Here is a 22498-nt window from a genome sequence, read left to right as displayed (position 1 = left end):
TCAGAAAGTGTAGGCGAGGCCGACCGCGCCCAGCCACTGGTCCGCGCTGCCGCGCACGGATGTAAAGGGCGTGTCCTTCGCATCGCCCAGCATACGCGAATATCCGACGATGAAGACCAGCGCGAGCCCGCCATTGGTTACATCGCCGTCCAGGTCCACGCCCACCAGCAGGTTCACGCCTGCCTTGTGCAGGCCGCCATCGGCGTCGAACACCGGCAGGCCGCTGGTGATCGCATCGGCCGGCGTCACGTCGTAATAATAGCTGGCGTAATCGTCATCCACGAAGCTGGCTGACAGCGACAGCGACGCGGCGATCCCGCGGCTGAGCGGTGTGAAATAGCTGATCGAGGGGTCGATCACGCGGCCCTTGTGCGCGCCCGCCACGTCCCAGCGCACGTCCACGGAGGCGGACAGGCTGTCGAACGGATTGAGCAGGGCTGGGAAGCTCACACCCACGGTGGGGCCAACTTCGATAGCCGTATCAAGCTCGCCCAGGCTGGCGACGACCGGGTCGTCGAGATCACCGGTCCGATTGCCGCGCACGCGAGCCGTGACGCCGGCATCGAAGCTGGTCTGGCCGCGCGTGTCCTGAACGAAGTCCACCGCAAGCCCACCGGGCCGCGGATTGATGTCGATCCCGCCGATGGAACCCTGGATCACCGGCAGCGGGAAGATCACATATTCGTCTGCCCCGTCGTAATCGGGGACATAGCCCACACCCACGCCCACGGTCAGGTAATCGCCGTTGAAGACGCTTTCGGCCATGGGATCGTTCGGCTCCAGCCGCGTCGTCTCTTCCTGCGCCATGGCGGGAGAGGCCGCCGCGAGGATGGAACTGGCGGCCAGCGCCGCGAGGTATTTTGGAAATTTCATGGTCTGCGGCCCCCTGGGATGGCGTCCTGTATCGCGTCGCACGGGTAACGGTTCACCGCATGGGCGGTTCCATTTGGCTTGCAGTGTCCGCCTGCTGCGATATTCGCAGGGGGTATGACAAAGACATCCATCACCCGCTGTGCCCTTCGCCTCGTTGCTACCCCGGCCCTCGCCCTTGCCCTCGGCATGCCCGCCACTGCCGCTGCGCAGGAATCTGCCGCCGCGATGGTCAACCAGGACGAGGCCTATGCCGAGCTGGTGGACGTTTTCCAGCAGCCGGAGCTCGCCGATGCGATCTTCGAAGGCTCCATCAAGGACCTGCGCAAGGTGTGGAAGGCCGACCCCTTCATGGCGGAAATGGAAGCGGAATGCCCCGGCATCCTCGACGCCATGATCGAGGGCTCGACCCCGCTCATGCGCAAAATAGACCAGCGCGCGAACCGCGAATACCGCAACGCCCTGCTCGGCATATTGAAGGCCAACCTAACGCCGGAAGAGGCCATGGCCGCGACCGTATGGTTCCGCAGCGAGGACGGCCAAGCCATGCTGGCCAGCGCCGCCCGCAATGTCACGACCGAGGCGTCGCTGGGCGAAATCGTCGCCACCGAAGAAGGCTCGGCCAGCCGCGAGGCCTTCGCCCGCGACAAGGAAGCCAGCGTCCAACGCGTGATGGGCGAGATGGATGCCCCCATGCAGCGCCGCGTCGCAATGGCCTTCATGGACAGCAGCTGGGGACCCAAGCTTGTCGCCCTGCGGCCGCAAATGGACGAGGCGCGTTACACCATCTTCAACGCCCCGCTCTCCGCCGAGGAGGAGGCCGAGATGGAGGCCGTGATGACCCAGACCATCGACGATCACTACGCCACCTGCAGCTGAGCCTGCGCGGTGACATTACCGGCGCCTGCTTGCACCCGTCCGCGCGTGCGCTAAGGCTGCGGGCATGGGGCGCGACTTCGATATTGCAATCGTCGGCGGCGGGCTGGCCGGTGGGCTGATAGCCCTCGCCCTGCGCCGCCATGCGCCGGACGTGTCCGTGGGCCTGTTCGAAGCGGGCGAAGTGCTGGGCGGCAATCACCGCTGGAGCTGGTTCGACGCGGACCTGGACGAGGACGGCCGCGCCCTGCTCGCCCCGTTCCGCAAGACCGTATGGGACGGCGGATACGACGTGCGCTTCCCCGGTTACGAGCGGCATTTGCCTTCCGCCTACAATTCGCTCGCCAGCACGGAATTCGACGCGGCACTGCTGCGGGAGCTTGGCCAGCAGACGGTGCATTGCAGCCGCCGGGTCGAGGCGCTCTCCGCCACCGGCATTCGCCTTGCCAATGGAGGGGACGTCACCGCGCGCACGGTCATCGACTGCCGCGACGGGGCGGACTGGAGCGCGCTGAACGGCGGCTGGCAGGTCTTCATGGGCCGCCATGTCCGCACGCCCGGGCCGCATGGCATCCCCCACCCCATCGTGATGGACGCGGCCGTCCCGCAGCTTGCGCCATGCGCAAACGGGCCGGACAATCCGGGCGCTTACCGCTTCGTCTACGTCCTGCCGCTGGGCGTGGACGAGGTGTTCGTGGAGGACACCTATTACGCCGACGATCCCGTGCTGGACCGCAGCGCGCTGTCCGGCCGGATCGACGAATATTGCAACGCCCATGGCCTGCAGGGGGAGATACTGGGCCACGAGACGGGCGTGCTGCCGGTAATCACGGGCGGGGATTTCGTCGCCTTCCGCGCGGCCAATGCCGTGCCCGGCGTAGTGATGGCCGGCGCACGGGGAGGCTTTGTCCACCCCCTCACCAGCTACACCCTGCCCTTCGCGGCGCAGACCGCGCTGGCCATCGCGCGCGAGGCGGAATTGCCGGGCGAGCAGTTGGCCGCATTGGTGGAGGCGCAGGCGCGGCGGCACTGGTCCGCAACCGGCTTTTACCGGATGCTGGGCCAGATGTTGTTCGGCGCGGCCGATCCGGCGGAACGATATCGCATCTTCGCGCGCTTCTATCGGCTGAAGCCCGGCCTAGTCGAACGGTTCTATGCCGGACAGTCCAGCGCAGGTGAAAAACTACGCATCCTTTCGGGCAAGCCGCCCGTATCTGTAAGCAGCGCCGTCCGCGCGCTGATGACCCAAAGACCGCCCCTGAAAGGCCCCTCATGAGCTCTGCCCCGATTGCACAGAACGCCGCCGCCGATACGGCCAACACCCGCACAGCCTGCGTGGTGGGCAGCGGCTTTGGCGGCATGGCGCTGGCCATGCGCCTGCAAAGCGCCGGCATCGCCACCACCGTGGTGGAAGCCCGCGACAAGCCCGGCGGCCGCGCCTATCACTGGCAGAAGGACGGCTTCACCTTCGATGCCGGCCCCACCGTCATCACCGATCCCGACTGCCTGCGCGAATTGTGGTCCATCTCCGGCCACGAGATGGAAGAGGACGTGGAGCTGATGAAGGTCATGCCCTTCTACCGGCTCAACTGGCCCGACGGCACGAATTTCGATTACTCGAATGACGAGGAGAACCTGTTCAAGGAAATCGCCAAGCTCGATCCCGCCGATGTGGCCGGGTACGAGGCGTTCCTGGAATACAGCGCCAAGGTGTACGAGGAAGGCTACGTCAAGCTTGGCAGCGTACCGTTCCTCGATTTCAAGAGCATGGTGAAGGCGGCCCCTGCCCTTGCCAAGCACGGTGCATGGCGCAGCGTCTATTCCGTTGTCAGCAAGTATGTCCGCAACGAGAAGCTGCGCGAGGCGCTGAGCTTCCACACGCTGCTGGTGGGCGGCAACCCGATGAAGACCAGCAGCATCTACGCCCTGATCCACAAGCTGGAGAAGGACGGCGGCGTCTGGTGGGCACGCGGTGGCACGAACCGCCTGATCGCCGGCATGGTGCGGCAATTCGAGCGGCTGGGCGGCACGATGCGCGTGGGCGATCCGGTGGTGCAGGTCCACTGCACGGGCGACCGCGCAACCAGCGTGGAAACGAGGAGCGGCTGGCATGAAAACTTCGACGCCGTGGCCAGCAATGCGGACATCATGCATTCCTACAAGGACCTGCTGTCCGGCACGCAGCGCGGCAAGAAGAACGCAAAGTCGCTCAGCCGGAAGACTTACAGCCCCAGCCTGTTCGTGGTGCATTTCGGGATCGAGGGGAACTGGCCCGGCATCCCGCACCACATGATCCTGTTCGGCCCGCGCTACAAAGGCCTGCTGGACGATATCTATGACAAGGGCGTGCTGCCGGAAGATTTCAGCATTTACCTGCATCACCCCACCGTGACCGATCCCGGCATGGCGCCGGAGGGCAAGAGCACCTTCTACGCCCTCGTCCCCGTGGCACACATGGGCAAGCTGGCGGTGGACTGGGACCAGGTCGGCCCGATGCTGGAGAAGCGGATCCTGGACGAGATCGGCCGCCGCCTGATCCCCGACATCCACGACCGGATCGTGACCAAGTTCAGCTACTCCCCGGCAGATTTCTCGCAAGATCTGAATGCCCACCTCGGCAGCGCCTTCAGCCTCGAACCGGTCCTGACCCAGAGCGCCTTCTTCCGCGGCCACAACCGCGACGACAAGATCGGCAATTTCTACCTCGTGGGCGCAGGCACGCACCCCGGGGCCGGCATCCCCGGTGTCGTCGGCAGCGCCAAGGCAACTGCGGGGCTGATGCTGGAAGACATGCTCTGATGAAGCGGCTGGCGGTTTACTGCGGCTCCGCCTCGCCGGAGGATGGGCGCTATGTGGAGCTGGCGCGCGATGTCGGCGCGGCGCTGGCCGAGCGCGGCATCGGGGTCGTTTATGGCGGCGGGAGGCTGGGCATGATGGGTGCGCTTGCGTCCGGTGCGCTGGAGGCGGGCGGCGAGGTGATCGGCGTGATCCCTGAAGCGCTGACCGGCGGCGCGGCTGGCGATGCAAAGGGCGGCGAAGTTGCCAATCATGACTGCACCGAGCTGCACGTGGTCGCCAACATGCATGCTCGCAAGCAGGCCTTCACCGACCTTAGCGACGGTTTCATCACACTGCCCGGCGGCGTTGGGACAATGGACGAGCTGTGGGAAGCGGTCAGCTGGGCGCAGCTCGGCTACCATTCCAAGCCCGTAGGCCTTCTCAATGCCTTCGGCTTCTACGACGGCCTGCTGGCATTTCGCGACCAGATGGCGGGCGTCGGCTTCGTGCGGCCGATGCATGCCGGGATAATTATCGACGCGGCAAACCTCGACAGCCTGCTCGAAAAGATGGAAAGCTATGTTCCGCATCGCACCATCTTCGAGATGAAGGCCGAGGATCTTTGAAGCCCATCGTTCCCAAGAAACGTCCGCTGGTATCCAGCGCCATCATGCGCAGCACGCAGAGCCGTGCCGGCGGTGGGCGCGGGCGTGCGGCGCTGGTGCGCCGGGCGCGCGAGAGCATCGAGAAGGGGTCCTACAGCTTTTCCGCCGCCAGCCGCCTGTTCGACAAGGACACGCGGGAGCGCAGCTGGCTCCTCTACGCCTGGTGCCGCCGATGTGACGATATCGCGGACGGGCAGGATCACGGGGGCGACCTTAACCTCGCCAAGTCCGGCGCGGTGGACCGGGTGGAGGCGCTGCGCGTGCTGACCGGCCGGGCGCTTGAAGGCCAGCCCACCGCCGACATCGCCTTCGATGCGCTGGGCCAGGTGGCCGCCGAATGCGGCATCCGAGAGGAGCTGACGGACGACGTAATCGACGGCTTCGCGCTGGACGCGAACGGCTGGATCCCGCGCACCGAGGAAGACCTGATGCGCTATTGCTACCATGTCGCGGGGGCAGTGGGCGTGATGATGGCGCGCGTGATGGGCGTCCCGGCGGACGACACCGACACGCTGGACCGCGCCTGCGACCTCGGCTTTGCCTTCCAGCTCGCCAATATCGCGCGCGACATCAGCGAGGATGACGCCGTGGGCCGCTGCTACGTCCCGCAGCAATGGCTCGCACGCGCGGATATCGAACCCGGCCAGCACATGAAGCCGCACAACCGCTTCAAGCTGTCCGCCCTGTCGGCCCGCATGATCGACATGATGGACGAATATCTCGACGCCGCGCGGCTGGGTGCGGCGCGGCTTCGTTTCCGGCAGCGCTGGGCCGTACTGTCCGCCGCGCGCATTTACGGCGCCATCGGCCACAAGGTCCGCGACCGCGGGCAGAACGCCTGGAACAGCCGCACGCGCACCAATGCGCTGGAGAAAGGCTGGCACATGCTCGCCGCGCTGGGCGAGGCCATTGTCAACCGCCCCTACCGGCCGGAAAAGATGCCCGAGTGGAGCCGTGGGCGCGTCCTCATCAAAATCCGCATGGACGGGCGCGTGGCCCCCATGCCGATGACGCCGCTGCGCGAGGACGAGGCGGAGTAAGCAAGGCGTCCGCTCATCCTGAGCCTGTCGAAGGATGCATACGCTGCGCCTGCCACCCTGGTTCGACGGGCTCACCATGAGCGGGTTTGCCTCAATCCACTCACGCTTGCCCCGCGCCCTTACCCCGCCTAATCGTTTCGCATGATACAAAGCCTGCTTATCGCCAATCGCGGCGAGATCGCCTGTCGCATTAACCGCACCGCCCGCGAGATGGGCATTCGCACCGTCGCGGTCTATTCCGATGCGGACGCGAAGGCGCTGCATGTCCGCATGGCGGACGAGGCTGTGCATATCGGCCCCTCGCCCGCCGCCGAAAGCTACCTCGTCGGGGAGAAGATCATCGCCGCGGCCAAGGATACGGGCGCAGAGGCGATCCATCCCGGCTACGGCTTCCTGTCCGAGAATGCCGGCTTCGCGCGCGCGGTGAAGGAAGCGGGGCTGGTCTGGGTCGGCCCGCCGCCCGAGGCGATCGAGGCGATGGGCCTGAAGGATTCCGCCAAGCAGCTGATGATGGATGCGGGCGTGCCCGTGACGCCGGGCTATCTGGGCGAGGACCAGTCGGTGGAGCGCCTGAAGGAAGAGGCCGACAAGATCGGCTACCCGGTCCTGATCAAGGCGGTCGCTGGCGGCGGCGGCAAGGGCATGCGCAAGGTCGAGAAGGCGGCCAACTTCGAAGCCGACCTCGAAAGCTGTCGGCGCGAGGCAAAGGCCAGCTTCTCCAATGACGAAGTTCTGCTGGAAAAATGGATCACGTCGCCCCGCCATATCGAGGTGCAGGTGTTCGGCGACAGCCACGGCAATGTCGTCCACCTGTTCGAACGCGACTGCTCGCTGCAACGCCGCCACCAGAAGGTGATCGAGGAAGCCCCTGCCCCCGGGATGGACGAGGCGACGCGCGAGGAAATCTGCGCCGCCGCCGTGCGCGCCGCCAAGGCGGTCGATTACGAGGGCGCGGGCACGATAGAATTCATCGCCGACGCCAGCGAAGGCCTGCGCGCCGACCGCATCTTCTTCATGGAAATGAACACCCGCCTGCAGGTGGAGCATCCGGTGACCGAGGAGATCACCGGCGTGGACCTGGTGGAATGGCAGCTACGCGTGGCAAGCGGGGAACCGATTCCGCTGAAGCAGGAAGAGCTGAGCATCAATGGCTGGGCTATCGAAGCGCGGCTTTATGCGGAGGATCCGGCGAAAGGGTTTTTGCCATCCCCGGGGAGGATTGATAATCTGTATCTCTACGATCGCGCCCGGATAGAGACCGGAGTGGAAGAGGGTGACTCGGTCAGCCCGTTCTACGACCCGATGATTGCCAAGATCGTCGTCCACGGCGACAACCGCGAAGGCGCGCGCCATGCCCTGCTATCCGCGCTCAACAACAGTTACGTCTCGCCATTACAGACCAACCAAGGCTTTCTGTATGAGTGCGCCGCACTCGACGAATTCGCAGGCGAAGCCCTGGACACCGGTTTGATCGAGCGGAAGGGTGAGGCACTGATGCCGACTATCCAGCCAGCTCAAGACGTTATCGATGCCGCAGTGTGGCGATACCGGATCGACATGGCCGATTGGGAAGCCTGCGAGGATTTTCCTCGCTCTATGATTAACGCGCTTTTCGGCTTCAGGTTAAACGCGGACGCTCGAAATCAAATCGTTCTTCACACACCATATGGTCCAGTCACCGGTGATGCTTCGAGGCATAAAACGGGTGTTGGCTTTCGTTGCTCCATGCCGGAAGATGGTCAAATCTTCGTCACGAAACGAGGGCAAACCTATCCGTTCTTTGTTCGCGGAAACGAGACTGCCGGAGCAGCCTCCGCCGCCGATGGCGCGATCCTCGCGCCGATGCCGGGCAAGGTCATCGCGGTCGATGTGGCCGAGGGCGACAGCGTCACCGCGGGCCAGCGGCTGATGGTGCTCGAGGCGATGAAGATGGAACACGCGCTCACCGCGCCCTTCGACGGGACCGTGACCGAGCTTTCTGCCGCGACAGGCGGGCAGGTGCAGGTCGACGCGGTGCTGGCGGTGGTGGAGCCTGCGGGCGAAGACTAAGCCCAACCCCGCTGCGCTAGGCAGCAGGCTGCCAAGCTCCACTGCCCCTCCCGCGAGCGGGAGGGGTTTGCGAGACTTGCCGAGCCTAAGGCGAGGTTAGTCGCAGCGGGGTGGGCAATCGCAACGCACGGCAGTAATCGAGGTTCATGACCACCCTCCCCGCGCCCACCCGCCGCATGCTCGGCACGACCGATATCGAGGTCAGCTCCATGGCCTGGGGCATGTGGCGCAGCGATGGCTCGGTGGCGGACCTATCGCGCCTGCTGGCGACCGCGCTCGATGCCGGTATCGACCTTATCGACACGGCGGACATCTACGGCTTCGATGGCAAATCCGGCTTCGGCGATGTCGAGAACAAGCTGGGCGAGGTGCTGCGCGAGGATGCCTCATTGCGCCAGCGCATGGTGCTGGTGACCAAGGGCGGGATCATGCCGCCCGTCCCCTATGACCAGTCGCGCGAATATATGGCCGGCGCGCTCGAGGCCTCGCTGCGGCGGCTCGGCACGAATGTGATCGACCTTTACCTGATCCATCGACCCGACATCCTGACGCACCCGCAGGAGCTGGCGCGCTTCCTCGATGATGCGGTGGCGAGCGGCAAGCTGCGCAGCATCGGGATTTCGAACTTCACACCGGCGCAGATCGAGGCGCTCGCGCATTTCCTCGATACACCGCTCGTCGCAACGCAACCGGAAATCAGTCCGTTGCGGATCGAGCCGCTCGATAATGGCGAGATGGACCAAGCCATGCGCCTCTCCCTCACCCCGATGGCGTGGAGCCCGCTGGGCGGCGGCCGCCTGATGGACCCGCAGACCGAGCGCGAGCGCGCAGTGGTGCAGGCGCTGGACGCCGTCGCCGCGGAGGCGGGCGTGGACCGCGCCGTCGCCGCCTATGGCTGGCTGATGGCGCACCCGGCGGGCATCGTGCCCATAGTCGGTTCGCAGAGGCCGGAGCGGATCGTGGAGGCTGCGCAGACCACGCAGATGCGCTGGACGCGCCAGCAATGGTATAGCGTCTTCACCGCCGCGCGCGGGGCGCCGCTGCCCTGACCTTTCGGCTCAGCCCTTCATCACATCGTGCACGGCAAGGTACCGCCGCGCCTCGCCCGGGCGGCGGAACAGCTTGCCCCGCTCGCTGAACAAAACCAGCAACAGCGCGGCCAGGCTGCACAGCAACAGGGCAAGGGCCAGCGGCATCGCGCTGCCATCGTAAAACTGGCCGATGGCAATGCCCACGCCCGCGCCCAGCGTCATGCGGATGAAGCTCTGCACGCTGCTCGCCGCGCCCGCCACATGGCCGAAGGGCTGCATGGCGATGCTTCCGAAATTGCTGCCGGTGAAGCCCAGCAGGCACAAATTCCCCGCTATCAGCGGCACGAATAGCCAGAGGTTATCCGGCGCGAAATGGGCGGCGGTTGTTTGCGCGATGGAGAAGCCCACGAACAGCACCAGCGCCGTGTGGCTCACCCGCCGTGCGCCGAAGCGTTCGACGATGCGCGAATTGGTGAAGCTGGAGAAGAACAGCGTGCTGGCCGTCAGTCCGAAGATTAGCGGGAATGCGTCGCCCGCGCCGAAATGCTCGCCGATCAGCTGCTGCGCGGAATTGATGTAGCCGAAGACCGCGCCGAAGGTCAGCCCGCCCCCGAAGACATAGCCCACGGCCACGCGCGTGCGCAGCGTCAGCGGCAGATTGTGCAGCACGGTGCGCGCGTCGATTGGCTGGCGCTCTGCCGGGTCGAGCGTTTCGGGAAGGCGGATGAAGGCCCATGCCAGCACCGCACAGGACAGCGTCGTCAGCAGGCCGAAGATCGCCTGCCAGGGCGCGAATTGCAGCACCAGCTGGCCGAGACTTGGCGCGAGGACTGGCACGATCATGAAGACCAGGAAGATCAGCGAGAGCAGCCGCGCCATCGCATCCCCTTCGAACCGGTCGCGGATGATCGCGGCGGGCAAGACCATCAGCCCGGCCGTGCAGAACCCCTGCATGAAGCGCATCACCAGCAGCACGTCATAAGACGTCGCCAGCGCGCAGGCGGCGGAGAATATCGCATACAGGGTGAGGCAGCCGAACAGCACCGGCCGTCGCCCGAAGCGATCTGCCAGCGACCCCGGGATCAGCGCGCCAACGCCGCTGGCCAACAAATATATCCCCACGATCAGCTGCCGCCGGTTGGGATCGGTCATCGCGAAGGTCTCGGCAATCTCGTCCAGCGCGGGCAGCATGGCGTCGATTGCCAGGGCATTCAGGCTCATCAACGCAGCCATCAGCACCACGAATTCGCGCATGCGGATGCTGCGCGCCGTGCCGTCCGCGGCGTGGATACGATCGTTGGAAGCGCGCTGCATGCCAGCCCCTTGCCCGCTTGGCGGGCGCGATGAAAGCCTTTCCTGCGAACGGTTGGAGCGGGGCGGATGGATCGCTAGATGGGCTGCATGGCCGACGATGTCGCAGACGATGAAATGGAAGATGGTGCCGAGGCCGCCGGCCTGCGCAAGATCATTCATGTCGACATGGACGCCTTCTTCGCCAGCGTGGAGCAGCGCGACAATCCGGAATTGCGCGGCAAGCCGGTCGCCGTCGGTGGCTCTTCGGGGCGCGGCGTGGTCGCGGCGGCGAGTTACGAGGCGCGCAAGTTCGGCGTGCGCAGCGCCATGCCCAGCGTCACTGCCAAGCGCAAATGCCCCGACCTGATCTTCGTGAAGAGCCGCTTCGACGCTTACCGCGAGGCGAGCCAGCAGATCCGCGCCATCTTCAACCACTTCACGCCGCTGGTGGAACCGCTGAGCCTGGACGAGGCCTATCTCGATGTCACCGAGGACATCCATGGCCTGGGCAGTGCCACGCTGATTGCGCAGGAAATCCGCCGCCGCATCCGCGAGGAGACGCAGCTGACGGCCAGCGCGGGGGTGAGCTACAACAAGTTCCTGGCCAAGTTGGCGAGCGACCAGAACAAGCCCGATGGCATCTGCGTGATCCGCCCCGGCCAGGGCGCGGCCTTCGTCCAGTCCTTGCCCATCCGCCGCTTCCACGGCGTGGGGCCGAAGGCGGAGGAGAAGATGAAGCGGCTGGGCATCGAGACAGGCGCGGACCTGGCGGCCAAGGACCGCGACTGGCTGCGCGCCAATTTCGGCAGCTTTTCCGATTACCTTTACCGCGCGGCCCGCGGCATCGACCTGCGGCCCGTCCGATCGAACCGCACTCGCAAGAGCGTGGGCGGGGAGCGAACCTTCCACGAGGACCAGTCCGCGCCGGAGGAACTGCATGAGACGATGGACCGCATCGTGGACATCGTGTGGGAGCGGATCGAGCGCAACAAGGCGCGCGGGCGGACCGTGACGATGAAGCTGAAATACAACGATTTCACCATCAACACCCGCGCGAAGTCGCTGGACCGGGTGGTGGCAGACAAGGCGGAGTTCGCCCGCATCGGGCATGAATTGCTGGAGGCGGAATTGCCCCTGCCGCGCCCCATCCGCCTGATGGGGCTGACGCTGGGATCGCTGGAAGGCGTGACGAAGAAGACCCGCCGCGAGCGGGAGGCGGACAAGGCTCAGCTCAACCTGCTTTAGACGCAGCCCATAATTCAAGCTGGCGACGGGTGCGCGGGGTGACCGGGTCCGGCAGGGCATCCGGCGCGAAGAAGCGCGCCTCCAGCACCTCCCGTCCGTCCGGCTGCGGCGTGGCGTCGAGCCGCGCTGCAACCAGGTGCTGCGTGTGCTTCGCTCCGTGCAGGCTGTTGCGATGCGTCACCAGCACCCGGGCATCCAGCAATTCGCAGCCCAGTTCCTCGCGCATCTCGCGGCGCGCGGTCTCCAGCGCATCCTCGCCCCGCTTCATGCCGCCGGTGGGCAGCAGAAAGTTTCCGCTGCCATAGGAATGCCGGGCAAACAGGACCGCGCCCGCATCATTCGTGGCAATCACGCACACGCCCTGGATATGTGGGCGAAATATCGCCCAATATGCCTTGCGGCCCGCATGCGCAGCGCGCAGCGCCAGCCGGTGGAGCGGCGCGGGAAGCAGGCTCAGCATGGTGTCAGGTGAAGCACGTCACCTGCTGACCCGCAGCGCCGAGCAGGCGCGCGACCGGCAGGTCATGCTCGCCGCGCGCGCCCGCATCGAAGACCTCGCGCTTGTCCTCGCCGCGGATCACGAACATCAGCCCGTCGCTGTCCAGCAGGGCGGGAATGGTCAGGGTCACACGGTCGAAGGGCGCCTCGGGAGGCAGGGGATCCGGGGTTAGGCGGATGATGCGCCGCTCCTCGTCGGCCTGCGGATCGGTGTTGGGAAAGAGGCTGGCGATATGCCCGTCCCCGCCCATGCCCAACCAGACCAGCGCGAAATGCGGGACCTGCTCCATCACCGTCAGCTTCACCACATTGGCGCCGACAGGCTCGAACAGCGCCCGGATCTTGCCCGTGTTGCTGGCGGGGTGGTCTTCCTGCACCTGCCGGTCGTCTCCCGGCCAAACGGTCACTCGGTTCCAGTCCAGCGGCATCTGCACGAGCAGCTCGAAGATCGGGAACGGGGTGGAGCCGCCCGGCACGCTGATCGCGATGGGCTGGTCGTTTGCCTTCAGGGCGCCTTCCAGCTGCGCGTGGATCCACCGGGCGATGTCGGCGTCGGATGCGCCTTCGACGATGTCTATCTCTGCCATGCCTTACTCTTAAAGCAAAACGGCCACGGCGCGAGGGGCCATGGCGGTCGTTGCATTGCTATTCGTGAGTGTCGGGTCAGGCCTTCAGTGTCTGGCGCAGGAACCAGACGCGTTCCTCCGCCATGTCGGTCCAGTCGTCCAACAGGCCGTCCGTGGCGTTGTCGCCCGCCTGCTCCGCCAGCGGTTTCATGCGCTTCAGGCGCTCGACCAGCTTCACATTGTCGTCATGCAGTTCCTTGACCATGGCGTCCGCCGTCAGCGTGACATCGTCCTGATCCTTGATCTGCGTGTGCTTGGCGATGCTGCCGGTGGAGGTGAGCGTATAGGCATCGTTCTTGCGCACGCGCTCGCCGATCACGTCGATCTGGTCGCGGATCTCGATGGCCTGCTCGTCGAACAGCAGGTGCAGGTCGCGGAAGCGCGGGCCGGCTACATGCCAGTGGAAGTTCTTGGTCTTGGTGAACAGCGCGAAATGATCGGCCAGCAGGCCGTTCAGTTCCGCCATCAGTTCACTTTTCGAATTGTCGCCGCGATCGGCCATGGTGTTCCCCTGTCGTTATGAGTTTCCCCATCAACGCGCAGGTCCATCATCGGTTTCGTTAGTATCGCAGGTGTCAGTAATCGGCTCAGCCGATTATGCCGCGCGCCGTGGCGGCGCAGGCCAGCGCGGCCAGCACCAGCAGGCCCGCTATCGCAAAGCGCAATGTGCGCAGCGGCATCTTCTGTTCCCAGTCCTCACCCGCCAGCCATGCGAGCGTGAATGCCGCGCCGCAGCCCGCCATGCCGCCCAGCGTCACATTCAGCGGGGCCGCGGTGAAGGCGGCCAGCGCGAAGACCAGGAAGCGCGACGCATCACCCACCTGCCCTGCCAAGAGCACCAGCGTGACTGCGCCCAGCGAGCGTGTCGGCTCCTTCGGTGCGCTTCGATGGCGGCGCAGCGCCAGTTCCAGCCCTGCCGCCGCCAGCGCGAAGGCCACCAGCATCAGGCGGGCATTGCCGTTCATGAACGGCGCAACCAGCCCCGCCAGCCACGCGGACAGCAGCGCCGTCAGCCCCGCCGTGATCCAGCCGATCGCCAGCACACCTCCGCTTGCCCCGGCATCCGCCAGCCGCGCATGCAGCAGTGCCTCACGCCCCGGGAGCGTCGCCAGCAGGCAGGTCAGGAAGGCGAGGAAGAAGGCGGACATGAAATGCCGATAGCGCTTGGAGCGGGTGGTGTCACAGGCCGGAGGCAAGTGACGGCCAAAGCCTGCGCGGCGGGCGGAACCAAACCTGCGAAACGAAGTGGAGCGGGTGAAGGGAATCGAGCCCTCATTCCCGGCCTCCCAAATACCGCAGAAAACCTAGGGTTTTCCGATAAGGTGAGAATCTGTGTATCCCAGTGTGTGAGAAGGTCAAGAGTTCGCCGGAGAGCCGCCGCCGCCGAACGCGTTCGACCTGTGCTACATTCCACTTTCATCCACGCCTGGTCGTTGACGCAGCAGCCTTTCGCTGATTTTTCTCCGCTCCGCTTCTTGTTCGTCACGGAGCTATCGGCCGGTGACGGTCCGCGAGGAGGACAGGACCATCGAGATGCCAGCCATACAGGCCGTGTTCCGGGCGATTGGCAAGTCGGCCATGAAGGGCAACCGGTTCGCGCAGAAGACGCTAGCCGAGCTTGTCACTTCTGTAGAGGCCGTGGACCACGAGAGCAGCGTTGCGCTGTTTGGAACGGCCGTGGAATATAAGCTCGCCTGGTCGCAGGAGATCGAACGCTGCGAGAAAGACGGTATCGAGCCGCCCCGCCCCGTCCCCCATCCCGCCAACATCATCCTCGATCCGGCGAGCGGCAAGGTGCGGTTCGAAGGACCTCAGACGAAGGAGCAGCGCGAGCAGCTGGAAGCGTGCCTCGCGCGGCGGGACGAGGCGCAGGAAGAGGTCAGCTATATTGCAGAAAAGTACCGTCCTTCGCGGAGCGAAAAGATGCGCGCTCTCTATCTCGACGGCTGGCATTGGGAGCAACGAATGTTCGACATCATCAACAATGCCGTACCCAGGCGCTACAAGGCGAACCTGGAAAATCGATCATACCGGGATGGCGCTTCAAGGTCTGGCCATGCACTGGTTGAGCTTGCGAAGGACAAGAGGATGCGCGGAGAGTATCTCGGAGAATCACACTCGGAGGAGCCGTAGGATACGCGCGCGCTTGCAGATGTCCCGACGGACTATTTACGCCCGTGTCGAACTTCCAAAAGACGGCAGGGTTTCCGTAAGCGGCCCGGTTCGGCTGGGTCAGGCCCGTTTTGGAGCAGAGCGGAGGGCCGCGGCAATTGCATCATACATCGGGCGCTTTCGAAGCTCTGCATCGAAGGGATGCGCGCGAAAAGGCAAGCCATCGGGCCTCCGCTTTCCTTCCGGATATTGCGGACGGTTAAGATAGGTGTCGCGGTCGCTGATGGACCAGAGCACGATCCGTTCGACGTTCTCGAAGCTCAGCGTGAGGTCGAGATAGCCCTTTGTGAAAGCGGCAATCTCGGCGTCGCGCTTGGCCGGATCCGTTTCCTCAAGGTATCGGTCGCCGGTATCCAATTCGGTTATGAGAACCTTTAGCCCCATGTCCTGCACGCTCTGCATGAAGTCGCGCCAGCCGCGCTCGTCGATTGGCTGGGCGAGCGTATTGATGAGGTGGCTCTGAATACCCAATGCGTCGATCGGCACCCCTCGGCTCAGCGCGCCTTCCAGCAATTTTAGCACGCCGTTGCGGTGGTTCGGACGCTTTTGCCAGCTCATGTAATCGTTGTAGACCAGCTGCGCCTCCGGGGCGACTTCGCGCATCATCGCAAAGCCTACATCCATTAACCGATCGCCCAAGATCCGCGACAGCAAGGCGTCACGGACTTCGCCCTCCCAGGGGGTGATCACTTCGTTGACCGCGTCCCAGGAGGCGACCGTGGGGAACGCGTCGGCCAACTGGCGCGCGTGTTCCCACATCTGCCGGATCAGACCTTCGCCACCGTTTTTCGCGAGTTCGTCTTCACGCTCCAGCAGCCAGCCAGGGATACGGTCGTCCTGGTTCCAGACGAAGCAATGTCCGCGCAATTCCATGTCGTGGATTGCGGCAAAGGCGGCGATGGCCTGCGCGTTCTCATCGCGGAAGACGCCTTCGCGCGGCTCCAGCTTCTTCCACTTCTGCGCATTCTCGCCAACCACCACCGAGCATTCGCGCGCGATGAGCGCGGCAAGATCGGGCTGGACCAGTTCCGACTGGTCCGTGGCTGTGCCGAAGCGCATGCCCTTTGCGCGGGCAAGGCTATCCAGCGTGACGGCATCTCCGCCCGCTGCCCGAGCAAGGCCGGATGGCAGCGACAAGGCCGCAGCGCCCAGCGAGCCGTATTTCATCACATCGCGGCGGCTGATCATCAGGCGGGTTCCTCGTCGTAGGCCAGCCGGAAGCCGACATTGCTTGTGCCCATGGTCGGGTCACGCCCCTGGCGCGAGGCCGGGCGGTAGCGCTGGCAGTAATTGGGCGCGCACAGATAGCTGCCGCCTTTGACCGTACGCGAGACTTCCAAGCCGCCCGCGTTGAGCGGATCGTATGCTTCGGAAGGGGCCGGGCCGCGCGGATTGTCGCGCTGCGCCGGATCATGACCAGGCCGGAAGTAGTCGCTGGTCACTTCCCAGACATTGCCGACCATGTCGTAAAGACCATTGGCGTTGGGAGCATAGCAGCCGACCGGCGCGATGCCCTTAAATCCGTCGGTTTCGCGGTTCTCCATCGGGAAGGCACCTTGCCAGCTATTGGCCTGCTCGGGCTGGTCCTTGCTGGGCTCCTGCCCCGCACTTGCAGCGAATTCCCATTCCGCTTCCGTCGGCATGCGTCCGCCTTTCCATTCTGCGTAAGCAACCATGTCCTCCCATGCGAGATGCACCACCGGCTCGTCAGGCGCGGCCTCCGCGCCATCGGGGCCGTAGGGTTTTTTCCAGCTGGCACCGGGCATGTATTCCCACCAGTCGGCATAATTCATGCTGGGCTGCGCGGGCGGCGTGAACACGGCCGAACCAGGCTGCAGCATGTCCGGTGGTATTTGGTCTTCCGGCACGCCGAACAGCGCAGGATCCACCGGCTTTTCGGCCAGTGTCACATAGCCAGTCTCTTCCACGAATTCGGCGAATTGGCGATTGGTTACTTCGTGCGGATCGATCCAGAAGCCGTCGACGGTCGTTTCGCGGACAGGTCCTTCCTCCGCGTAGACATCGGCCTGGCCCATCCGGAAAGTGCCGCCGCCAATCCGGACCGGCTCGTCCGACAGGGCGGCGCAATCACGAGCCGCAGCGGCGGCAATATCCTGCGTCTCGGTCTCGCCGGAGCATGCCACCAACACGGCAAGCCCGCATCCGGCGGTCAGTAGGAGCGATCTCTTCATACAGCGAACATCCTACACACCCGCCCTTGCACCAGTTTGAACGGCATTGTCGCGAACGAAAGGCTCACTTCTTTGCCTTGTCGCCATTTGGCTCGGGCAGGGCCGCCTTCCACTCTGCGTAACGCCCTGTCATGTTGCGGAACCGGTTCGCATACTGGGCGCTCACGTCCGCGCTCTCGCCCGGATCGGCCGCCAGGTCGAAGAATTGCGGCTCTCCGCCATCTTCGTACAGCAGCTTGAAGTTGCCATGCCGGACTGCGGCGGAATCGACGCATTTGCCATTCTTCCGGCAGATACGCTTCTGCCAGTAGATATCGCGCGAAGGCAATTCGTTGGCTTGTCCGGTGAGAAGGGGCAGCAGGCTGTTGCCATCGGCCAGCTCGCCATAGGGCTCTGAAAGTCCGAACATGTCTTCGAAGGTGCGGTAGAGGTCCACCGTCGTCACCGGGAATGCATTGACCTGACCCGCCGGGATGCGCGCGGGCCAGCTTGCGACGAAGGGCACACGGATGCCGCCTTCCCGCAATTCACCCTTGTGACCGCTCAGCGAGCCGGTCACGCCCAGCTGCGTTTCCGGCCAGTCTTCCGGCCAACCGCGAAAACCGTCCGTCGCCGGGCCGTTGTCGCTGATGAAAAAGACCAGCGTGTTCTCGGTCATGCCGCGCCGTTCCAGCGCCGCGCGCACCTCTCCCACGCCATCGTCCACGGCCAGCAACATGGCGGCGTAGAATTGCATCGGCTGCGTCGGCAGGTGGGACACCTGCTCGCGATACCGTGCCGACGCCTCAATCGGGCTGTGCGGTGCGTTGTACGCGAGGTACATGAAGAACGGTTTCTCGCCGCGATGGCCGTCGATATAGCTTACCGCGCCGCGCGTCAGCCAGTCGGTCAGGTACTCGCCGTCTTCATCCTCGGCGATCCAGTGCCCGGATGCGTGGCCACCCGCGCCCCAGCCGTAGCCGACGCCTTCGTAGGAGCCGTCTTCGCCGGGATGGTACACGCCGCCCCAGATCATGGGCCCGATTACGGTATCGGCAACGGAGCGCGCCTCGTTCGCAAGGTTCCACTTGCCGATCACTGCCGTGTCATAGCCATTCGCCCGCATCAGCTGCGGCATGAGCGGCTGGCTCTCGGGCATCTCCGCCTTGGTCGTATCCGGGTTCCACCACACGCCAAGCCGCGCGGGATAGACGCCGGTCAGCAAGCCGACACGGCTCGGCCCGCAAACGGCCGAGGCTGCATAACCGTCGGTGAAGCGGATGCCCGAAGCCGCGAGAGCATCGAGATGCGGCGTTTCGATCCAAGCCCCGGCGCCATTGGCCGACATGTCACCCCATGCCATGTCATCCACGAAGATGACGACGATGTTTGGCTTTTCCGCGTCCTGTGCGGCAGCGGGCTGCGCAACCGCGAAGGCAATCAGGCCCAGCAATGCCGTGCGCAGCGCTTTTCCGATAGCAATCATCAGAACCCCCAAATCATGGAAATCTTGGCACCATAGCTATCGTAGCCATCGCCGAAAGTCCCCAGGCCCGCAGCGCTGAATTCGCCACCCATGGCGGGTAAGGTCACGCCTAACTTCAGGTCGACCAAGGTGTCGCCGGGCTGCGCACCACCAATCGTGAACGGCCCGCCGCCAGTGGAGAAGCTGGCCGTGCGTACCGCGCGGGTATTGTCATCCAGCAGTTTCTGCCCGGTCAATTCGAAATCGAGATTCAGCTGGGTATCGCGGGCAAGCTGCACCAGCGGCCCGCCCACGCGGACGCCGCCGAGAAGGCTATCCGTCTGATAGCTGGCTTCGTCCACGGTCAGGCTCGCGATGCCGCCATTTTCGGCAAGCCCGTCGAGATTGGTTTCGACATGGGCATACCCGATGAAGGGCTCGATGGAGAAATTGCCGATGGAAAGAGGCAGCGCCGCTTCGGCGTAGACCTGCCAGCCATCGCCATCCTCCTGGCCCGCGAGATCGTCCGACAGGCCGGTCACGAGAAAGCGACGTTCGTAATTTGCTTCGTACCAGGTATACCCGCCCGTGGTGCGCAGCGCGACCGTGCCGACATTGGCCCCGGCATAACCGAACAGGCCATAAGTCTTCACGTTCGCCTGCGAGTCCGGTCCGAAAAATACGAAGTCGTTATTGCCGTAAAACCCGCCCACGCCAATCTTGCCGAAGTCGCCGATCCCGAATTCGAAACCGGTCGAGAAGGCAGCACGCAGGGAATCTCCGGCAGCGTAGCCATCGGTCGCGTCGACGGAGCTGTCCATGATGGAAGCATCCGCCCAGATGCCCGCACCCTCCACGATCGGGCCGGACAGGCGGTCCACGAATGGACGGCGATCCTCGTAGGCATTGGCATTCAGCAGCGCGAGCGTGCCGGCAAAGCCTTCGCCCGAGAGCAGTTCGAACGCCTGGGAAGCGGACGCCGCATCGAAATTGACCAGCGTGTCGAAGAGCGGGGTGAACGGCGCGGCATCCAGTGCGGTGGCGACTGCAACCTGGTTGGGATCGGTCGCGACCGAAGCGAAGCTGACATCGTTGCGCACGAGGCGCAGCAGCACGGCATCATCCATGTAAAACAGCGAGGAATCGAGAAAGGCCAGGTTGTCGCTGACGCCGTCGAATTCACCCGTAACGCTGTCCGCCCCGATGATCTGGTACTGCGTGGCCCGCGCGTAATCGGTGCCGTCGGCCAGCACCTGGACCTCGCCCCCATTGATGTTGACGGTGCCGCTGGCGAGCAGCAGGTCGGAATTGCCCTGCGGATCGACCTCAACCTCGAAAATGCTGCCGGAATTGAGCGTCACGTCCCCGTCTACCATCAGCGTGCCGATGGAATTGCCGGGCGCAAGCGTGCCCGAAATGTCGAGGCCTCCAGTCATGCCGGTGCCGGAAAGCAGGGCTCCGTCGGCGACGAATACCGTGGAGGCAGTCGAGCCGTCGATCCGCAACTCCCCGGCATTCACCAGCGTGTCGCCCGTGTGATCGCTCTGGCCGGTCAACGTGAAGACACCGCTGCCTTCCTTCACCAGTGCCCCATCGCCGGTAATCATGCCCCCGAAGACGAAGTCGGCGCCCGCCCCGCCGACCGACAGGTCAGACAGGAGGCTTGCAGTGCCCGTGCCTTCCAGCGTTTCGAATGTCTCGTCATCCGTAACCGTAAGCAGGGCTTGGCCGCCGAGCGTCACGGTGCCGGAATCGACAATGGCGGAGCCGCCTTGCAGGCGAAGCTCGCCATCGGCGACGTTGGTTTCGCCGGTGTAGGTGTTGTTGCCGGAAAGGATCAGCGTGCCGGTATCCTGTTTGAACAATCCGCCTTCGCCGCCGATATCGGCAGAGATTTCCGCTGTAACGTCGGGATCGACACGAATGGAGGTCGCCTCTTCGGTGATGGTCAGCGCACCGGTGCCATCGGCGATGACATAGCCATCGACCATAAATTGCATGCCGGAGAATGTGATGTCGTCATCTACGGTTACGGTACCGCCGACGGTGGTGAAGACTGCAAACCCGCTATCCCAAGAACCGTTGCGGGTGCCGGTGGCATTGGCCCATGAATTGTCGTCGTTGACCCAACTGCCGCTTCCGCCGGAGATAATTCCATCGCCCGGCGCGCCGGAGCCGTCCCAGAACTGGATGTCCGTGGCAGGCAGCGAAATGATCAGGTTGACCTGGCCATCGGCCGTGACCTGGATCGTCCCGTCCTCGACATTATATCCGTCGGGCAGCGAGATGATGTCGAGGCCGTTATCGGTAACGGCGCCGGTGAAATCGATCAGACGATAGACGCCCTCCCCGAATCCACCGATGTCGGATGCGAACAGGTCGCCGTCCAGCGTCAAATCGCCATTGACTTGGATACGGTCGCTGGCGCTGGCATCGTCGGGCGAGCCGAGGTCGAAATAGAGCTGTGAGCCGTCCTGCAAAATCAGCCCGCCGACAGTGATCGTGCCCACGGTGCCGTCCATGCCCGGATAGAGCGCGCCGCCATTTTCCACTGTCACGACGCCATCGACCGTGCCGGAGCCACCGAGGATGGCGTTTGACTGGACACTAGTATCTGCCGTCAGGGTCTGATCGACAACGAGCATGCCGCCCTCCAGCGTGGCGCCGCCGGTAAACGTGAAATCGTTCGCTACGGTCCACGTGCCGGAGCGGACCGACAGTCGCTCGAACTCGGCGATATCGGCGTAGATGTCATCGCTCCCGTCACCGAGAAGCGCGAGCGTGTCTACGGCGTCGCCATCGGCGCTGCCGAGCAGGGATCCGGTAATATTGGCATCGGTGTACAGACCCAGCGTAAAGGCATCTTTGCCATAATGCGCCACCGCCACGCCAGCGCCGCCGATCGTCGTGCTGCCGGAATGCAAGTTAACCACCTTTTCGCCGCGCGTTCCGAGGGAGATTGCCTCCCCGCTGAGCCCGGTGATGGTGCCGAAATTGTCGATCGTGGTGGGCAGGATGTTGTTACCACCGGCGCTGGTGTTGGCGTTGGTCTGGATGCCCACGCCCCCGCTTATTGCACCGCCTTCACGGTTGGTGACGATCAACTGAGTGCCATCCGCCATCGAACGCACTTCGATGGCCTGGTTGTCGCTTGAAATGGTACCGGCGTTGTCGATGGTGATGACCGAGTCCGCATCGCCACCATTCTGGAAGCGGATGGCGTCGTTATCGCCTTGGATCAGGGCACCTGCGCGATTGAAGATCGTCACGATCTGCCGCCCATTGCCGAAGCCGTTGATGGCGCGGTTGTTCGTGCTGACGATGCGCCCGGAATTGTCGATCACGACACCTTCGCCGGTCGTATCCTTCACGTTGACGGCAATATCGTCTGGCACGATGGAACCGGTCTCGGTTACGATCAGAACATCGTCATCCCCAATCGTCACGCGGCTTGTCTCCGCACCGTCGATCGTCGTCTGCGCGGCCGCTAGGCCCGGCATCATTGCGACCAGGCCGGAGCCGAGCAGGAGCGAGCAACGGAGATTACGGTTAATGGAATGGCGGCCTTTGCGACGGATGAACATCGATTTCTCCCAAGTAGTTCGGCGGCCCGCATCTCGATGCGCGAGTATCGCATGTGACAATAATGTCATTTGGTCGCACATGACTGACAACTTTGTCAACCAGACGACCCGTGCATATGAAAGCGGCGGCCCCGA

At 64.4% G+C, this 22498-nt stretch carries 19 protein-coding genes; 9 read left to right on the top strand and 10 right to left on the bottom strand.

Annotated features, from left to right (window positions below):
• Positions 1-873, bottom strand: a complete 873-nt coding sequence (locus A6F65_RS04600; RefSeq protein ID WP_067786363.1) for a MipA/OmpV family protein — start codon at positions 871-873, stop codon at positions 1-3.
• Positions 874-987: 114 nt separating this feature from the next.
• Here A6F65_RS04600 and A6F65_RS04595 point away from each other — a divergent pair, with 114 nt between their 5' ends.
• From A6F65_RS04595 to A6F65_RS04565, 7 genes are all read left to right on the top strand, one after another.
• A complete protein-coding gene (locus A6F65_RS04595) occupies positions 988-1749 on the top strand; it encodes a hypothetical protein (protein WP_157093054.1) in 762 nt (253 codons plus the stop codon).
• A 64-nt stretch (positions 1750-1813) separates the two neighbouring features.
• The gene (crtY, locus tag A6F65_RS04590) at positions 1814-3022 is read left to right on the top strand and encodes a lycopene beta-cyclase CrtY (RefSeq protein WP_067786359.1); all 1209 of its coding nucleotides are present in this window, start codon (positions 1814-1816) and stop codon (positions 3020-3022) included.
• On the top strand, positions 3019-4545 hold the full coding sequence (locus tag A6F65_RS04585; RefSeq protein WP_067786357.1) for a phytoene desaturase: 1527 nt from the start codon (positions 3019-3021) through the stop codon (positions 4543-4545). The genes crtY and A6F65_RS04585 overlap by 4 nt, the downstream gene beginning before the upstream one ends.
• A complete protein-coding gene (locus A6F65_RS04580; RefSeq protein ID WP_067786355.1) occupies positions 4545-5150 on the top strand; it encodes an LOG family protein in 606 nt (201 codons plus the stop codon). Before A6F65_RS04585 ends, A6F65_RS04580 begins: the two co-directional genes overlap by 1 nt.
• Positions 5151-5194: 44 nt before the next feature.
• The gene (locus tag A6F65_RS04575; RefSeq protein WP_067790041.1) at positions 5195-6229 is read left to right on the top strand and encodes a phytoene/squalene synthase family protein; all 1035 of its coding nucleotides are present in this window, start codon (positions 5195-5197) and stop codon (positions 6227-6229) included.
• A 141-nt stretch (positions 6230-6370) separates the two neighbouring features.
• Positions 6371-8278, top strand: a complete 1908-nt coding sequence (locus A6F65_RS04570) for an acetyl/propionyl/methylcrotonyl-CoA carboxylase subunit alpha (RefSeq protein ID WP_067786353.1) — start codon at positions 6371-6373, stop codon at positions 8276-8278.
• A 146-nt stretch (positions 8279-8424) separates the two neighbouring features.
• On the top strand, positions 8425-9327 hold the full coding sequence (locus A6F65_RS04565) for an aldo/keto reductase (RefSeq protein ID WP_067786351.1): 903 nt from the start codon (positions 8425-8427) through the stop codon (positions 9325-9327).
• A gap of 9 nt (positions 9328-9336) precedes the next feature.
• Here the strand turns inward: A6F65_RS04565 and A6F65_RS04560 are convergent, their stop codons facing one another.
• On the bottom strand, positions 9337-10623 hold the full coding sequence (locus tag A6F65_RS04560; RefSeq protein WP_083989228.1) for a multidrug effflux MFS transporter: 1287 nt from the start codon (positions 10621-10623) through the stop codon (positions 9337-9339).
• Positions 10624-10710: 87 nt separating this feature from the next.
• On the opposite strand from A6F65_RS04560, the gene dinB reads away from it, so the two are divergent.
• Positions 10711-11847, top strand: a complete 1137-nt coding sequence (gene dinB, locus A6F65_RS04555; protein ID WP_067790031.1) for a DNA polymerase IV — start codon at positions 10711-10713, stop codon at positions 11845-11847.
• On the opposite strand, the gene A6F65_RS04550 is transcribed toward dinB, so the two are convergent.
• From A6F65_RS04550 to A6F65_RS04535, 4 genes are all read right to left on the bottom strand, one after another.
• The gene (locus A6F65_RS04550; protein WP_067786349.1) at positions 11834-12307 is read right to left on the bottom strand and encodes an NUDIX domain-containing protein; all 474 of its coding nucleotides are present in this window, start codon (positions 12305-12307) and stop codon (positions 11834-11836) included. The genes dinB and A6F65_RS04550 overlap by 14 nt on opposite strands.
• A gap of 4 nt (positions 12308-12311) precedes the next feature.
• On the bottom strand, positions 12312-12932 hold the full coding sequence (locus A6F65_RS04545) for a 6-phosphogluconolactonase (protein WP_067786347.1): 621 nt from the start codon (positions 12930-12932) through the stop codon (positions 12312-12314).
• A gap of 76 nt (positions 12933-13008) precedes the next feature.
• Positions 13009-13473 (bottom strand): Dps family protein, encoded by a 465-nt coding sequence (locus tag A6F65_RS04540; protein WP_067786345.1) that lies wholly within the window; start codon positions 13471-13473, stop codon positions 13009-13011.
• An 85-nt stretch (positions 13474-13558) separates the two neighbouring features.
• The gene (locus A6F65_RS04535; protein WP_067786343.1) at positions 13559-14119 is read right to left on the bottom strand and encodes a TMEM165/GDT1 family protein; all 561 of its coding nucleotides are present in this window, start codon (positions 14117-14119) and stop codon (positions 13559-13561) included.
• A 304-nt stretch (positions 14120-14423) separates the two neighbouring features.
• On the opposite strand from A6F65_RS04535, the gene A6F65_RS04530 reads away from it, so the two are divergent.
• Entirely contained in the window at positions 14424-15104 is a 681-nt protein-coding gene (locus tag A6F65_RS04530) for a DUF5681 domain-containing protein (protein ID WP_335645337.1), read from the top strand.
• Between the two features lie 99 nt (positions 15105-15203).
• On the opposite strand, the gene A6F65_RS04525 is transcribed toward A6F65_RS04530, so the two are convergent.
• The 4 genes from A6F65_RS04525 to A6F65_RS04510 form a co-directional block, all read right to left on the bottom strand.
• The gene (locus A6F65_RS04525) at positions 15204-16331 is read right to left on the bottom strand and encodes an endo-1,4-beta-xylanase (RefSeq protein ID WP_067786339.1); all 1128 of its coding nucleotides are present in this window, start codon (positions 16329-16331) and stop codon (positions 15204-15206) included.
• On the bottom strand, positions 16331-17335 hold the full coding sequence (locus tag A6F65_RS04520) for a formylglycine-generating enzyme family protein (protein WP_083989226.1): 1005 nt from the start codon (positions 17333-17335) through the stop codon (positions 16331-16333). The genes A6F65_RS04525 and A6F65_RS04520 overlap by 1 nt, the downstream gene beginning before the upstream one ends.
• Before the next feature lie 64 nt (positions 17336-17399).
• On the bottom strand, positions 17400-18800 hold the full coding sequence (locus A6F65_RS04515) for a sulfatase family protein (protein ID WP_067786337.1): 1401 nt from the start codon (positions 18798-18800) through the stop codon (positions 17400-17402).
• Positions 18800-22363, bottom strand: coding sequence for an autotransporter domain-containing protein (locus A6F65_RS04510; protein WP_067786335.1), 3564 nt, complete (start codon positions 22361-22363; stop codon positions 18800-18802). Before A6F65_RS04510 ends, A6F65_RS04515 begins: the two co-directional genes overlap by 1 nt.
• Between the last annotated feature and the right edge of the window lie 135 nt (positions 22364-22498).

Origin of the sequence: Paraurantiacibacter namhicola (assembly GCF_001687545.1) — a bacterium.
GTDB classification, from domain to species: domain Bacteria; phylum Pseudomonadota; class Alphaproteobacteria; order Sphingomonadales; family Sphingomonadaceae; genus Paraurantiacibacter; species Paraurantiacibacter namhicola.
The sequence above is the reverse complement of the archived record's forward strand: the minus strand, read 5'-3'. Positions and strand labels throughout refer to the sequence as shown.